The sequence below is a fragment of the Arthrobacter sp. CAN_A212 genome (assembly GCF_015752345.1).
Taxonomy (GTDB): Bacteria; Actinomycetota; Actinomycetes; order Actinomycetales; family Micrococcaceae; genus Arthrobacter_D.
This window is the reverse complement of the sequence record NZ_JADOUT010000014.1, coordinates 73,713-86,988: the sequence shown is the minus strand read 5'-3', so window position 1 is coordinate 86,988 and position 13,276 is coordinate 73,713. Positions and strand designations below refer to the sequence as shown.

Genomic DNA, 13,276 nt, shown 5'->3' with positions numbered 1-13,276 from the left:
CCCCACGGCGGCGTGGATCAACCAGCCCCAACAAAGCGAGGTCCCCACACACGCCTAACCACTTAGCTGTGTCTCAAACGCCTTGACAGATTCCGCCCGTCCACGACAGCACTCGTGCTGACCGACCCGCAAAACGATTTCCTTAGCTCCGACGGTGTCACCTGGGAACTAGTCGGCAACAGTGTCCAGGAGAATAACACCGTCCAGCACATCGATCAGCTGCTCGCCGCGTCGAAAACCGTCGGCTACAAAGTGTTCATTTCACCGCACTACTATTTCCCCCATGACCACCTGTGGGAGTTCGGTGGAACGCTGGAAACGAAGATGCACGAGATCGGAATGTTCAACCGTCCCGGCCCGCTGAACTTGGATGGTTTCGAAGGTTCCGGCGCTGACTGGCTGGAACAGTACAAGCCCTACATTCAGGATGGCAAGACCGTCGTGTGCAGTCCTCATAAGGTGTACGGTCCCGAACAAAACGACCTGGTACTGCAATTGCGTAAGCGTGGGATCAGCAAAGTGATCCTCGCGGGAATGTCGGCCAACCTCTGCGTCGAAAGCCACCTACGGGAACTGTTGGAGCAGGGGTTTGACGTGGCTGTAGTCTCTGACGCCACGGCGGCCGCGCAACACCCCGAGCTGGGAGACGGGTATGCCGCCGCGATGACCAATTTTAATTACATCGCTGGCGCCGTGCTGACCACCCGCGAGGCCCTCGCTGCTATGTCCGCCTGAACTTGGGATGCCCAGACAGTATTTCCTTTCCAGACCCCGTCCACTATTAAGGAGTAATCCGATGGCAACCATTGACATCACCAGCAGGACCTTCGAATCAGTTCTCGACACCAATGAAATCGTCCTAATCGACTTCTGGGCCGGCTGGTGTGCACCCTGCCGCATGTTCGCCCCCACCTACGGTGCAGCATCCGACAACCACCCGGATGTTGCATTCGCGAAAGTCGACACGGAAGCCGAACAAACACTTGCCGCACAGGCCGGGATCAGCTCCATACCCACCTTGATGGCTTTCCGTGACAAGGTACTGGTCTTCTCACAGCCAGGAGCGCTCGACGCGGCCGCCCTGGAGGAAGTCATTACCGATGTCAGAGCACTCGACATGCAAGCCATCCGTCAGGGTCTCGTGGAGGATAAATCCCGAATTGGCAACTAGCTGGTAAGACATACCCATCACCCGACAGACAGGACCAGTACTTGGTTTATGAACATGCTCAACTCACTATCCGCCCCGACGGGCATGAAGAATTCCGTGCCACGTATCCAGCTATCCGGGAAAACCTCCTGGCTGTTCAGGGGTGCCGGTCGGTAGACCTGCACCCCAGCGTCGACCAGCCCGACATCTATTTGCTTCGGGTGGGATGGGACTCTCTGAGCGATCACTCCGAGGTTTTCCCCGACACCGAGCAGGGACGCACCGTCTTGGCCTTGCTACAAGTCCACGTCACGTCCGTGGGAATGATTCACTTCGACGCGGACACCGTGGATCCTCACTAGATGTTTTGGGGCGGGTGGTCACCCGTTTCTGACTCTTAGAGGGAGTAAGGTCCGTAGTTCCCTGTTTTCGTCGGGGTCCAGGACGGAGTGCTGGGTGCAGGCGGGCACGAGCTGGCCCGTCTGCGGGTGGGCCATGGTGTACATACAGGCACCCAGCCGTTCCTGGGCCTCGCGGACAGCGGGATCATCGCTGACTTCACCTTGTTCCATGAGCGCCCACGCGGGCGCAACAACCTTCGAGTCCATGAAGTTATGCACAACGAAGGTTTTGACGCCGAGACGCTTGCTTCGCCATGCACGCCACACCGCCCGGATCCCTCCGGCCCGTTTGATAATGCGCCGGCCGAGCCCAGCGAGAACAGCCGCGTCGCCAGGGTGTCGCAATGCTGCACGCAGGATGCGCGCTGCAAGGACCAACCGGGGTTGACCTCCGAAAAACATGCCGCCGTGGTGGTCGAGCAGACGGTCGCGGGCGGCAATATCTGCTGGATCTGCTGGATCGATGGCGACCGCAAAGGTGCCTTCCGCCGACACGCCCGTCGTATAGCGGTTGCACCGCGGGTCGCCGAACTGGGTGCCCTGCCAAGGGAGCTTCTGGCCCGCACCGTGTTCAATCTGCTCCCACACGTCGTCAATGCTGATCTCGTCGAAGTCCTCTTTCCAGCGGCGGTCGTCCCCCATGAACGCAGCAGGCTGGAAAGAGAGCATGTTGTAGGGCATCGGTAGCACCGATGCGGTCACCTCAGCCACCTCGCCGAGGTTTGACGGCGTCACTGTCATGTTATGGGCGAGGTAAGAGTAAACCCCATAATCCCGGCGGAGATCCGCGAACATACCCGCGAACTTCAGACGGAAGGGTTCCAGTTCGGCTTCGCTACGTGGGCGTACGGCGCCTCGTCGTCCCCTCATCAATGAATCAAAATGAGCGGCAAAAGATACCCGGTCGAAGCGCGGCTTCCCGTCCGGTCCGAGGACCACAGCCAGCAGGTAGGAATAATCAAAATCGCCGTGAGTCATGGACATCGGTTCGCGGCCGTTAGCTCGCATCGCCTGCAGCGCCGCCGCATGATCGTCCGCCTCCAACAAGCTCACCTCACCACCGATGAGCTGCGCATGAGCGCGGGGGCCACGGACACTGCGAAGATATTCCATCTGCCGGGCCACCTCGCGAAGGGTGTGGGTCCCATCTACGCGGACCTGATTAGCCTCCGCCGAGTGATAGCACGGAGAACAGGTCAGATTACATTTCGGGAAAACCCCGTGAGTCCCTTCGCATCCAACGGCCCCCCGACCCAGCAACTGGTTCGCGGTCTTGACGTGGTCAGGGAGAGCATCCCAGCGAGCCTGCATCGCGGCCCGGGACTCCGGGTGCACGGGTCGGGTGCGTACTTCCAGTTCCGCCAGGAAATCCAGGACCATGAGCTACTTCCTTCACTAATTAATCACTTCACTGTGCTGAGCGTGTGTCCTGACTACCCCTGCGCCGTCACTTGAGTGCAGTTCCAGCGTCGTATCGCAATGCGACCACCCTACGCCCCGGCGGAAGTGGTTAGGTGCCTGCGATGCGCGTTCCGGCACGGATCTGCAGGTGTCCGCCGCGGGCGGAGGCCGCACTAACGTCAGCGCAGTCGCGTTCCACGGCTGTCCACGGGTGGCATCGATGTCGGATCTGCCGAGCCAGCATGCCGCTTTGGCCAAAGGCGTCAGGGCAGTGGCCAGGCCGACGGGTCTTTGCATGGTGCGCATACGTTGGTCCACGTCACTGGCCACGGATCAAACCAACCCAACGGGCCCTCAGCAGCGCTCACCATCGAGGTTCCGGGCGACCCCGACATCTGGATAGGTCAGGATGTCGGACTACAACTCGTCAACATCACCGGGTGGGCCGTCACCGGGTAGCAGCTGGGCACACGACTTCGTCCCCTGATGCCCGTCGCCTGATGCCCACTGTGTCCTAGATTGCAGAACTCTCAGTGCTGGCCTGTCTATCATCGTTGGATACCACGGATAGGAAGGCAAGGACATGAGTTCACCACATAGCGAGACGCGGGCGAAAAGATCCGCAACTGACCCCGGCCCCTCAATTGGAACCCGTGTCCTGGCCGGGGCCGTAGGCGGTCTTGCCGGCGGGATCGTATTCGGGTTCCTCATGGCCACCATGGGCATGCTGGGCATGATTGCCTCACTGGTCGGCTCAAACTCGGCGATCGTCGGCTTCCTGGTCCACCTGACGATTTCAGTCCTGATCGGCCTCACCCTGACGGTACCCGGTGCTGGACTCCTGAAAAAAGGCTTGCTCATCAGCGCCATCGTGGGCATTGTCTATGGCATGCTGTGGTGGGTTCTTGGCCCACTGCTGATCATGCCCACCATGATGGGTATGCCCCTTTTCACCCTCGACGCGGGATCCGGTGCCTCGCTGATGGGGCACGCAGTCTATGGCCTTATTCTGGGACTGGTAGCCGCCCTCATCATCCGACGTGGCCGGTGACCACGCCGAACCTGTTGGCAGCCTGCTCCACCACCATCGTGTCCGCAGCCAGCAAACCTACGACGCCTTGGGCGCCACATGAACGGGAGAAAGAACCCTTGACCGAAACCGGGGAGCCCTTCAGCTGCCTCAACGCTGTGGAGCTCTTCGCTGACCTCACAGCCGAGGACATGGATAATCTCGACAGGGTGTCTCCGCCCCGGCTCTTTCACAGTGGTGAACTCGTCTTCAGCCAAAGCCAACCCATCAAAGCCCTGTTCATCCTCAAAGCAGGGCGGATCCGAATTTTCCGGGTAGCCGAGGATGGAAAAACTCTCACCATCGCAATCCTTGAACCCGGCGCGGTGTTCGGTGAGATGGTGCTGATAGGCATGCAAATGTACGACAACTATGCCGAAGCGCTCGAAGAATCAACCGTGTGCCAGCTCAGCGCAGCAGATGTCGAAAACCACTTCCTCTCAAACCCCAAACTGGCGGTGAAAATCTCCCGCCTACTCGGCGAACAAGTCGCCAGGTTGGAAGAACGTCTCACCGACATGGCCCTGCGCCCCCTTTCAGCCCGCACCGCAGCGACCTTACTCAAACTCGCCGACGCCGCCCCCCGCAACAGATTCACGCACTCGGTAGCCGTGAAACTCACCCACGAACAACTTGCTGGACTGCTCGGAGCAACCCGCGAAGCCACCAGCAAAACCATGTCCGACTTCGCCGCCAAAAAACTACTCCGGCAAGGCCGCGGCCGGATCATCATCGAAGACGCCCAAGGACTGCGCCGAATCTCCCGCACCACCTCCTAACCCCTCGGGCGCCACCACATCAGCCCAACACCAACCTTTCAGTCGTGCCCGCGAAAGCCCGCCACCGAACACTTTCCTGTAGTCAACCCCCAAAGAAGGAACACCATGACCCGCGTTACCGTCCACACTCCCGAAACCGCTCCCAAGGAAAGCAGCAACGAACTCGCTGCGCTGGGAAAACAGTTCGGGAAAGTCCTGAACATTCACGGCGCCATGGCCCACTCCCCCGTTGTCCTGCAGTCCTACGTCGCCCTCCAGCAGGTCATCGGCGACTACGGTACCTTCGACCCACGCACCAGAGAAGCCATTGCTCTGGTAGTCGGCAACGTCGACGAATGCACCTACTGCCAGTCCGCACACACCATGGGCGCCAAAGCCGCCGGGCTCACCGAGGACCAGACCATCGCCATCCGCAACGGCAATATCGACTTCGACGACAAACTCTCAACCCTGCTGGAACTAACCCGGCAGGCCACAGCAAACAAAGGGTCGGTCAAGGACGCAGACTGGCAAACCGCCCTCGACGCCGGATGGACAGACACCGAACTCACCGAACTCTCCACCCACGTGGCCCTGAACCTGTTCACCAACTACTTCAACCACCTCGTCGACACCGACCTCGACATCCCAGCCGCACCAAGCCTCTAACTCCCCACAAACCCATGTAGACCCTGCCGCCCGTTCGCGACAGGGTCTACATGCCCTCCAACGGTGTAATGATGTGGCAAACATTCGCGTCGAAACAATCACCAGGGTCAAGGCTCCGACTCGTCTCGATCATCTCGCTGAGCTCCGCGGACAAGGCCGCCAGTTCGCGTTGACGAATCTGAACATCGACGAGTTTCTGTGCCAGGAGAGCACAAACGTGGGCGCACGGCACCTCACCTGCGTCACGTAGCCGCAGCGTGCTCGAAATCTCAGCCAACGTCAGTCCTGCTCCCTGAGCCGACCGGATGAACTGCAAACGACCCACCACCGCTGAATCGTAACTGCGGTAGCCGTTTGGTTCGCGGCGAGGATCCGGCAGAAGACCCTCACGCTCATAGAACCGGATGGTCTGACTATCCACGCCCGCCAGCGCTCCAATTTCTCCAATCCGCATGCCCTAGTCTAACCCTTGACCTTCTAGTTGACTATAAGGTTTACCGTTGGAGCATGAAGATCATCCTGCAGTATTTCGATGGCTGCCCCAACTGGACCCTCGCCCACGAACGACTCGTCACGTTGACTGGAGAACGCACCGACATCGTCCTCTCACTCCAAAAAATCGAAACCGCCGACGACGCCGCACGCGCTGGCTTCCACGGGTCGCCAAGCATCCGGATCAACGACATCGACGTTTTTGCCGCCCCTGGCGCACCAGTCGGACTGGCCTGCCGTCGATACCTCACCCCAGACGGACCAGCCGGCGCCCCAACCATCGACCAGCTCAGAGCAGCGCTACCACCGGCAACGGCTCAACTTTCAGACCAGAAAGAGGTGTGAGATGACTACTGATGTTGACCTTCTGGTCATTGGTGCCGGGATGGCTGGAATCGCCGCCGCGACCAAATGCGCGTCGAATGGGTGGAATGTTGCAATCGTGGATTCCCGTCCCTACGGCGGTACCTGTGCCCTGCGCGGATGCGATCCCAAAAAAATCCTCAGGCGTGGCGCCGAGGTAATAGAGGCTGCCCGGCTCATGAGCGGTAAAGGGGTGGACCCCGGAACCATGTCCATCAACTGGCAGGAACTGATGGAACACAAACACGGCTTCACCCACCCGATCCCCGAGACCATGGAGGAAAACCTCCACTCTGCTGGGGTGCAGACCCTCCACGGGACCGCCGCCTTCACCGCCCCGACACGAATCGACGTCGCCGGAGCATCGTACGAAGCGGGGAAAATTCTTGTGGCCACCGGAGCCGCACCCCGGCCGTTGGTTTTCCCCGGGGCAGAACATCTCATAGACAGTACGAACTTTCTCAACCTTCAGCGGCTGCCGCCCCGGATCGTTTTCGTCGGGGGAGGTTTCATCTCCTTCGAATTCGCTCATATCGCCGCCCGAGCCGGAAGCTCCACCCTCATCCTTGATCGCGGCTCCCGGCCACTGAAGAACTTCGATCCGGACCTCGTTGACCTACTCATAGCGCGGGGCACAGAATCAGGTGTCACCGTTCAGCGCAACACGACCATTACAGGCGTCGTCAGGTCAGACAACGGATTCCACATACACCTCAATCAAAGTGGCAAGTCATCAACAATTGAAGCCGACATCGTCGTTCACGGCGCGGGCCGAGTCCCAGACCTATCCCGGCTAAACCTCGAAGCAGGAAACGTCGCCTATGGGCCCGAAGGAGTCCAGGTTGCCGGCCATCTCCAGAGCACCACCAATCCCGCCGTCTACGCAGCCGGCGATTCAGCTGACACCCCAGGTATGCCGCTGACCCCGGTCGCAGTGTTTGAAGCAAAAGTTGCAGCATCCAACATGCTCCAATCGAGCACCATGATCCCGGACTACACCGCCATCCCGACGACAGTCTTCACCATTCCCGAGCTGGTCCGCCTCGGCATACTCGAACACGCAGCTAAGGACAATGGTCTGGACATAGACGTCCGCTACACCGATACCAGCCGCTGGTACACGAACTACCGCATAGGGGAAACCAGCGGAGCATCGAAAATCCTGATCGACAAGTCAACCGATCAGATCGTCGGCGCGCATCTCTTCGGCACCGGATACGCCGAACTAGCCAACACCATCAGCGTGGCCATGAAACACGGCCTCACCACCCGCCAGCTGAAATCGACAACAGCGACCTACCCGTCGGTCGGGTCAGATTTAGGCTCGATCCTCTAGGCGCCCGAAATAGCTATGCAGGCAACACCAGGCATAGCTGTTGAAGCTACCGGTATTCCGGGTTCGCCTCCAGACCAAACCTGTCGCCTTTCTTCCACGCCTCAGGCATGTTCCCCTCAGCCGGTATGCCTCCAACCATTTTCAAGATGCGAGCCATATGAAGCAGGTTCCACGTCATGAAGGCGGTGTTGCGATTGGTGAAATCATTCTCAGGGCCGCCCGATCCTTCGTCCAGATAGCTCGGACCCGGTCCCGCTTCTCCGATCCATCCAGCGTCCGCCGCCGGAGGAATGGTCATCCCGATGTGCTGGAGGCTATAGAGAATGTTCATCGCGCAGTGCTTGACGCCGTCCTCGTTCCCCGTCAACAAAGCACCACCCACCTTCCCGTAATAGACGTACTGTCCGCGGGAGTTCGTTATCCCCGACATCGCGTAAAGACGTTCAATGATCTGTTTCATCACCGAGCTGTTGTCTCCAAGCCAGATTGGGCCCGCAAGCACCAGAATGTCTGCCTGTTCAATTTTCTCGAAAATGGTCGGCCAGGCGTCTTCGTCCCAACCGTGATCTCTCATATCTGGGTACACACCCGTCGCCACCGGAAGATCAATCGGCCGCACAATATCCACATGAACACCCTTCGACCGCATCAAATCGGCACTCAGGCCGATCAACCCGGACGTGTGGCTCAACTCGGGAGTACGCTTTAAAGTGCAGTTGAGGAACATTGCCCTCAGACCAGTGAACTCATCGTCACCGCTCACGGACTTCACACTATCGGCCATCTAAAAGGTGCTCCTATCTGGGAAACATAAACCCACAGATCGTTCAGCAGTCCGGGGGTCGGTCGCCAATCCAGCTTGAACGAGTAGACACCACGATAGGCCCATCGAAGTACCCACTATGTAATCCAGAGCACATACTCTACGACCACTTCGATCAGCTCGAGCCGGGGCAGTCCACATCTCTGATGCTTCGTGAAGAAAGCAGCTCTCAGAAGAGAGAGCGTAGCACGCCCCAGCGCTGAAGAAATACAGGCGGCGGCGCTCTTCTGGCGAGGCGGTGGCATGGCCGGATCTGGCAGGCAGTCGGGGAACCGGTGAGCTGGTCCAGCACCCGCAGCTGGTGGGAGCCAGGAAACACACCCGTGAACGGTCAGGGCAGTCTCATCACTACCCGGTCGTGGCGGTTCCAAGCTCAAGACGGCCCGGTCTCCCCCACCCTGGAATTCGATATCAGCTCAGATCGACCTGCTGACGGCTGGCGGCTCCGCCGGATCACGAGCGGTGAATGAGTGTCAGTGCTGCGCTCTAACGTAGGTGTGCCGGCGCCCTAGAGAGCTGGGGGGGCAACTTCTAGGACACCGGCCCTTGTTCCCTGCACCGCGGCGGGTGCACATCTCGATTCGTTACCCGTCGAGACCCCCAAAGCAAAGAACCCCTGATCCGCGTTTCCGCAGGCCAGGGGCTCTTTTCGGTAGGGCTGCTGGGGCTTGAACCCAGGACAAACGGATTATGAGTCCGCTGCTCTAACCAGCTGAGCTACAGCCCCTTGCCGTGCGCTCGGGGCGCACTGTTCATTCTAACGACACACCAGCCCTTGGCTAACCGCCGCTAGACCCTCGCTAGACCGCTTCGGCATCCAGCGAGTCACCGTAGTACAGGCCCTCGAACGTCGCGAGGGTGGCTGACAGCGAGTGCACGTCCACCATCGAGCGGCTCGCTTTGCCCATCCGGTCGAGGTCCTCCGGGGGCAGGCTCAGGAGCTGCGTGATGCGATCGGCGAGTTCGCCGCTGTCGTGCGGGGTGAACAGGTAGCCGTTGACCCCGTGGTCCACCAGGTGCGGCAACGCCATGGCGTTGGCCAACAGCACCGGGGTTGAGGCGGACATCGCCTCCAGAGTGACCAGCGACTGGAGTTCGGCGGTACCGGGCTGGCAGAAGATGGCTGCCCTGAGATACGCCTGCCGGAGCTCCTCGTCGGTAATCAGCCCGCGGAACACAACCCTTCCACCGAGGCCCAGCCGGGCCACCTGCGCCTGGAGAGCCGTCTTCACCTCGCCGCCGCCAACGATCTCGAGATGGACATTGAGTGACGGCGGCGTCTTGGCTACCGCGTCGATCAACACGTCGACGTGCTTTTCCTCGGCAAGCCGCCCCACGAAGAGGACCGTCGGATAGTCCCGAGGTTCGATCGTTTCGCCGGGATTAAGCTCATAGGCCGCCGAGTCGATGCCGTTGGACAGCGGGACCACCTTGCGCAGGAACGCGTGCTCGTGCATCGCCTTCGCAGCCAGGGGCGTCGGCGTCGTGACGACTGCCGCCTTGCCCATAACCTTGCCCATGTCCCGCCAGGAATTCCTGGCAACGATCTTCTTGAACCACTCGGGGAAGGGCAGGAACGGATTGAGGTTCTCCGGCATAAAGTGGTTGGTGGCAACAACACGGATGCCGCGCTTCACCGCTTCGTAGAGGGTGTACTCCCCCACCATGTAGTGGCACTGGATATGGACGACGTCGGGCTGGACCCGGTCGAACAGCATACTGATGTCCCGTTTGATTTCCCACGGGAGGCAGATTCGCCAGTAGTCGTGGGTGGGGACAGCGTGCGACTTCAGCCGGTGCACCGGCCACTCGCCGTCGGCCTCGGTGAAGCTCTTGCCGTTCTCGGTGTTGGGCGCCAGAACGTGGACGTTGTGGCCGCGCGAATACATTCCCTTCGCCAACCGGTAGCCGAACTGCGCTGCGCCATTGATGTTGGGCGGATACGTCTCGGCGGCAATCAGGATCGTCAACGGTAATTTATCTGCCGGGTGGCTCACGGTGGGTTCCTCGGTGGGTTACTGGCGGATGGGGCGGCTGGGCGGATTCTGCCTCAGCTAGCGCCGGCGTCGTAGTTCTTTTTGCCGCTGCACCACGTCGGGATGATGGCGGGACAGCGCAATGACCCCCACAATAGCAACCAATGCGGCCATCCCCATGGCAATTGCGATGACTGATTGCACGTCGGGTTGCAGCTCACCAAGAATCACGATGCCGATTGCGATGCCGACGATCGGGTCGATCACGGTCAGCCCGGCGATGACCAGGTCTGGTGGGCCGGTGGCATAGGCGCTCTGCACAAACCAGGACCCGAGCGCAGCAGCCACCGCGATGGCGATCAGCGTGTACGGCGGCACGTTGAGCAGGAAACGGCCATTGGGGTCCAGGAGGTGGGTGGCGATGATCTTCGTCAGTACCGCGACAAATCCGAAGAGAACTCCCGCTCCGAGGATGTAGGCGAAGGCACCCAGCCGCCGGCGGAACATCACCGCCAACGATCCAAACACGGCGACGGCGACGGCCAGCAGGAGCACCGTGAAGAGTTCCTGCTCAGGAAGTACTGAATGGTTCTTTCGGGTGACATTGACGGCCAGCAGGACAAACACGGCACTGCCGCTGACGCAGGCCGCGATGGCTACGATGGTCGCCCGGTTGAGCCTGATGCCCTGGTCCTTGGAATTGACGACGGTGGTGATCACCAGCGCGATCGCGCCGATTGGCTGCACCACGGTGAGGCTTGCCATGCTGAGGGCAACCACGTTCAGGGCCATCCCCATCACCAGCAGGATCAATCCCAGGACCCAGCGTGGGTTGCGCAGTAGCCGGACGAATCCCTTGGAGTTCAGGGACAGACCACCCGTGTTGGAGCGCACCGCGCTCCCCTGGCGCTGCGCCCCCACGGCGAGGAAACAGGCCCCGATCAGGGCGAGGAGAACGGCTAGCCAGACCATGCGCCAACTTTCACGCGGGAGAGGATCGCGTTAACCGGCGTGCTGCGATAACTACTGGGTGGCATCAGCCGCACCAGCTCGGGAGGATCCTGCGGATCTACCCTCCGAGCGATACTTGCGGTGCGCTGCGGTGAAGTACCCGAAAAACGCGATGAGATGCCCTACGCACCCCAGGAAAAGCAGGACATGGGCTGTCACGATCAGCCAGTCCAGGTCGAAGCCCGGCACCCGATGGAGCAACAGCATCGGCGAGCCGATCAGCAGCAGTGCGGTGCGGATTTTTCCGACGTTGGTGACCGGAAGGTGAAGGGGACCCCGGAACAGGATCAACGCGTTCAGGATCAGGATGGCATCGGGGATTACGATGGCCCAGACCAGCCAGGCGGGTGCTATCCCGTCGACCACGAAGGTGACCGCAATAACGATCAGGGCGGTCCGGTCGGCAATCGGATCGAGCCACTTTCCCACTGTCGACACCTGGTCGAAGCGGCGGGCGATGTACCCGTCGATCCAGTCGGTCGAGCCAAGGATGACGAGGGTGATCACCGCGAGGGCATCTTCGTTCTGCACAATGAAGTAGACGAATAGCGGAACCCCCAGGAACCGGACTACCGTCACAACGTTGGGCAGTGTCCAGAAGGTGGTCAGTTCGTTGTTTTCGTGCCCCGGTCTGGCCCCGGCCCCAATAAGTCTGATCACTATCCCCTCCACCTCCATTATGCAGGTAGAGGGGGCGTCCGGGACGCTTCGTCCGGGACGACGGCGAGTGCCGCCTAGCGGGAGACCAGTTTCCTCACCATGACGACAATCGCGGCCACCGAACCTGCCACGACTGAGAGCGGCTTCCAGCGATCGGCGAGGCTCACGTTGTGCGAAGGCTCGCTGTCGGTGGAGGTGCGTGCAGGTACCAAGGAGCGCGCCTGCTCCGAGAGGCGGCCTGCCCCGGTCTTGGCCGAAGCCTTGGTGCGGTTCCACAGCGACTTGAAATCGAGGCCGCGCCCCAGATCGTCGCGCAGGTCGGCCAGGTGGTCACGGCGGGTGCCGGAGCGGCGACGCAGCTCGCCGTACGACGGCGTTGGCTCCTTGGGCTTGCTGTCCTCGGGCTTGTCGTCGGCCTTTTCTTCTTTGGGCTTCTTGACGTCGAGGGTTGCGGGATCGAAGCTCCGACCCTCACGCAGCACACCGATGTCGTAGCGAACGCCACGGATGGCGTCCTCGGGCAGCAACGGCAGTGCCTTCTTGAATCGGGAGACACCTATCAGTGCGGCAATGACCACGACGACCAGGAACAGTCCTGCAACCAGCAGTGCGGCCAGCCAGCCGTCCATGATGGTGGAAAGGCCCAGGATCGCTGCGGCGATCAGAGCGACGGAGAGGAAGGCGAGGAAAAGTACTGCCACCGCGAGGAACGCGGCGGCGATCCCGGCCTTGACGCCCTTCTGCTTCATCTGCTCGAGCGCCATCGAGAATTCGTCGCCGAACTGTCGTGGTGTCAGCCTGGCCAGAAGCTTGATCAGCCCAAAGACCGATGGCTTGTTTGAAGTTGCCGTGCCTCGTGCGCTAGCGGAGCTATCCATAGCTCTGCCTCCATCCCTCGTCCAACAGGCCGCTGAGCGAACCTGCAAGCTGCGTAAACCTTTTCCTAAAATTACCATTGACCGGCTAATTCCACTTGGGTAAGCCTACGTCAATAGCAAGCACCCTTAGTGACAGGGTAGTGACAGCTCGTGGGCGTTCGCGCCTAAGATGGTACAGGCGACACCGTGGTCCGTTGTCCCTCCCCCTCTTTTTTCGGATGAGATTCAGCGTGCCATCCCAGCGGCAGTCCCCCACCACCATCCTTTGAGGCCCCCCGGCCACCCGTGA

At 60.5% G+C, this 13,276-nt stretch carries 16 protein-coding genes and 1 tRNA gene; 9 read left to right on the top strand and 8 right to left on the bottom strand.

What is annotated here, in order from left to right; translation table 11 throughout:
- Nucleotides 1-114 precede the first annotated feature (114 nt).
- From IWX64_RS11845 to IWX64_RS11835, 3 genes are all read left to right on the top strand, one after another.
- A complete protein-coding gene (locus IWX64_RS11845; RefSeq protein WP_334683268.1) occupies nt 115-735 on the top strand; it encodes a cysteine hydrolase in 621 nt (206 codons plus the stop codon).
- 61 nt (nt 736-796) lie between these two features.
- Nucleotides 797-1,171 (top strand): thioredoxin family protein, encoded by a 375-nt coding sequence (locus IWX64_RS11840; RefSeq protein ID WP_196867324.1) that lies wholly within the window; start codon nt 797-799, stop codon nt 1,169-1,171.
- A gap of 41 nt (nt 1,172-1,212) precedes the next feature.
- On the top strand, nt 1,213-1,512 hold the full coding sequence (locus IWX64_RS11835; protein ID WP_196867323.1) for an antibiotic biosynthesis monooxygenase family protein: 300 nt from the start codon (nt 1,213-1,215) through the stop codon (nt 1,510-1,512).
- A gap of 18 nt (nt 1,513-1,530) precedes the next feature.
- Here the strand turns inward: IWX64_RS11835 and IWX64_RS11830 are convergent, their stop codons facing one another.
- Nucleotides 1,531-2,664, bottom strand: coding sequence for a hypothetical protein (locus tag IWX64_RS11830; RefSeq protein ID WP_196867322.1), 1,134 nt, complete (start codon nt 2,662-2,664; stop codon nt 1,531-1,533).
- Nucleotides 2,665-3,261: 597 nt separating this feature from the next.
- Here IWX64_RS11830 and IWX64_RS11825 point away from each other — a divergent pair.
- From IWX64_RS11825 to IWX64_RS11810, 4 genes are all read left to right on the top strand, one after another.
- On the top strand, nt 3,262-3,411 hold the full coding sequence (locus IWX64_RS11825) for a hypothetical protein (RefSeq protein WP_196867321.1): 150 nt from the start codon (nt 3,262-3,264) through the stop codon (nt 3,409-3,411).
- Nucleotides 3,412-3,535: 124 nt separating this feature from the next.
- Entirely contained in the window at nt 3,536-4,003 is a 468-nt protein-coding gene (locus tag IWX64_RS11820) for a hypothetical protein (protein ID WP_334683267.1), read from the top strand.
- A 98-nt stretch (nt 4,004-4,101) separates the two neighbouring features.
- Nucleotides 4,102-4,800: a Crp/Fnr family transcriptional regulator gene (locus tag IWX64_RS11815; RefSeq protein WP_245345708.1), complete on the top strand. Its 699-nt coding sequence runs from the start codon at nt 4,102-4,104 to the stop codon at nt 4,798-4,800.
- A gap of 105 nt (nt 4,801-4,905) precedes the next feature.
- Complete coding sequence (locus IWX64_RS11810) at nt 4,906-5,448, top strand: carboxymuconolactone decarboxylase family protein (protein ID WP_196867319.1); 543 nt, start codon at nt 4,906-4,908, stop codon at nt 5,446-5,448.
- Between the two features lie 46 nt (nt 5,449-5,494).
- On the opposite strand, the gene IWX64_RS11805 is transcribed toward IWX64_RS11810, so the two are convergent.
- A complete protein-coding gene (locus IWX64_RS11805; RefSeq protein ID WP_196867318.1) occupies nt 5,495-5,902 on the bottom strand; it encodes a heavy metal-responsive transcriptional regulator in 408 nt (135 codons plus the stop codon).
- A 53-nt stretch (nt 5,903-5,955) separates the two neighbouring features.
- Between IWX64_RS11805 and IWX64_RS11800 the strand changes: the two genes are divergently transcribed.
- Both IWX64_RS11800 and IWX64_RS11795 read left to right on the top strand, forming a co-directional pair.
- On the top strand, nt 5,956-6,285 hold the full coding sequence (locus IWX64_RS11800; protein ID WP_196867317.1) for a thioredoxin family protein: 330 nt from the start codon (nt 5,956-5,958) through the stop codon (nt 6,283-6,285).
- Between the two features lies 1 nt (nt 6,286).
- The gene (locus IWX64_RS11795) at nt 6,287-7,639 is read left to right on the top strand and encodes a dihydrolipoyl dehydrogenase family protein (protein WP_196867316.1); all 1,353 of its coding nucleotides are present in this window, start codon (nt 6,287-6,289) and stop codon (nt 7,637-7,639) included.
- Between the two features lie 46 nt (nt 7,640-7,685).
- Here IWX64_RS11795 and IWX64_RS11790 read toward each other — a convergent pair whose 3' ends face one another.
- The 6 genes from IWX64_RS11790 to IWX64_RS11765 all read right to left on the bottom strand — a co-directional run bounded on the left by IWX64_RS11790 (nt 7,686) and on the right by IWX64_RS11765 (nt 12,987).
- Nucleotides 7,686-8,423 carry a flavodoxin family protein gene (locus IWX64_RS11790; protein WP_196867315.1) on the bottom strand — a complete coding sequence of 246 codons (738 nt, stop codon included), beginning with the start codon at nt 8,421-8,423 and terminating at the stop codon, nt 7,686-7,688.
- Between the two features lie 692 nt (nt 8,424-9,115).
- Nucleotides 9,116-9,189, bottom strand: a tRNA-Ile gene (locus tag IWX64_RS11785).
- A 73-nt stretch (nt 9,190-9,262) separates the two neighbouring features.
- Complete coding sequence (locus tag IWX64_RS11780; RefSeq protein WP_196867314.1) at nt 9,263-10,459, bottom strand: glycosyltransferase; 1,197 nt, start codon at nt 10,457-10,459, stop codon at nt 9,263-9,265.
- 57 nt (nt 10,460-10,516) lie between these two features.
- A complete protein-coding gene (locus IWX64_RS11775; protein ID WP_196867313.1) occupies nt 10,517-11,410 on the bottom strand; it encodes a DMT family transporter in 894 nt (297 codons plus the stop codon).
- A gap of 51 nt (nt 11,411-11,461) precedes the next feature.
- Nucleotides 11,462-12,109, bottom strand: a complete 648-nt coding sequence (locus tag IWX64_RS11770) for a CDP-alcohol phosphatidyltransferase family protein (RefSeq protein WP_312884039.1) — start codon at nt 12,107-12,109, stop codon at nt 11,462-11,464.
- A 74-nt stretch (nt 12,110-12,183) separates the two neighbouring features.
- Entirely contained in the window at nt 12,184-12,987 is an 804-nt protein-coding gene (locus IWX64_RS11765; RefSeq protein WP_196867312.1) for a phage holin family protein, read from the bottom strand.
- Nucleotides 12,988-13,276: the final 289 nt, after the last annotated feature.

Excerpts from the sequence above, each read along its gene's own strand:
- IWX64_RS11840 (WP_196867324.1), top strand. The coding sequence starts at position 797 with ATGGCAACCATTGACATCACCAGCAGGACCTTCGAATCAGTTCTCGAC.
- IWX64_RS11830 (WP_196867322.1), bottom strand. The coding sequence starts at position 2,664 with ATGGAATATCTTCGCAGTGTCCGTGGCCCCCGCGCTCATGCGCAGCTC.
- IWX64_RS11820 (WP_334683267.1), top strand. The coding sequence starts at position 3,536 with ATGAGTTCACCACATAGCGAGACGCGGGCGAAAAGATCCGCAACTGAC.
- IWX64_RS11810 (WP_196867319.1), top strand. The coding sequence starts at position 4,906 with ATGACCCGCGTTACCGTCCACACTCCCGAAACCGCTCCCAAGGAAAGC.
- IWX64_RS11805 (WP_196867318.1), bottom strand. The coding sequence starts at position 5,902 with ATGCGGATTGGAGAAATTGGAGCGCTGGCGGGCGTGGATAGTCAGACC.
- IWX64_RS11800 (WP_196867317.1), top strand. The coding sequence starts at position 5,956 with ATGAAGATCATCCTGCAGTATTTCGATGGCTGCCCCAACTGGACCCTC.
- IWX64_RS11795 (WP_196867316.1), top strand. The coding sequence starts at position 6,287 with ATGACTACTGATGTTGACCTTCTGGTCATTGGTGCCGGGATGGCTGGA.
- IWX64_RS11790 (WP_196867315.1), bottom strand. The coding sequence starts at position 8,423 with ATGGCCGATAGTGTGAAGTCCGTGAGCGGTGACGATGAGTTCACTGGT.
- IWX64_RS11775 (WP_196867313.1), bottom strand. The coding sequence starts at position 11,410 with ATGGTCTGGCTAGCCGTTCTCCTCGCCCTGATCGGGGCCTGTTTCCTC.
- IWX64_RS11765 (WP_196867312.1), bottom strand. The coding sequence starts at position 12,987 with ATGGATAGCTCCGCTAGCGCACGAGGCACGGCAACTTCAAACAAGCCA.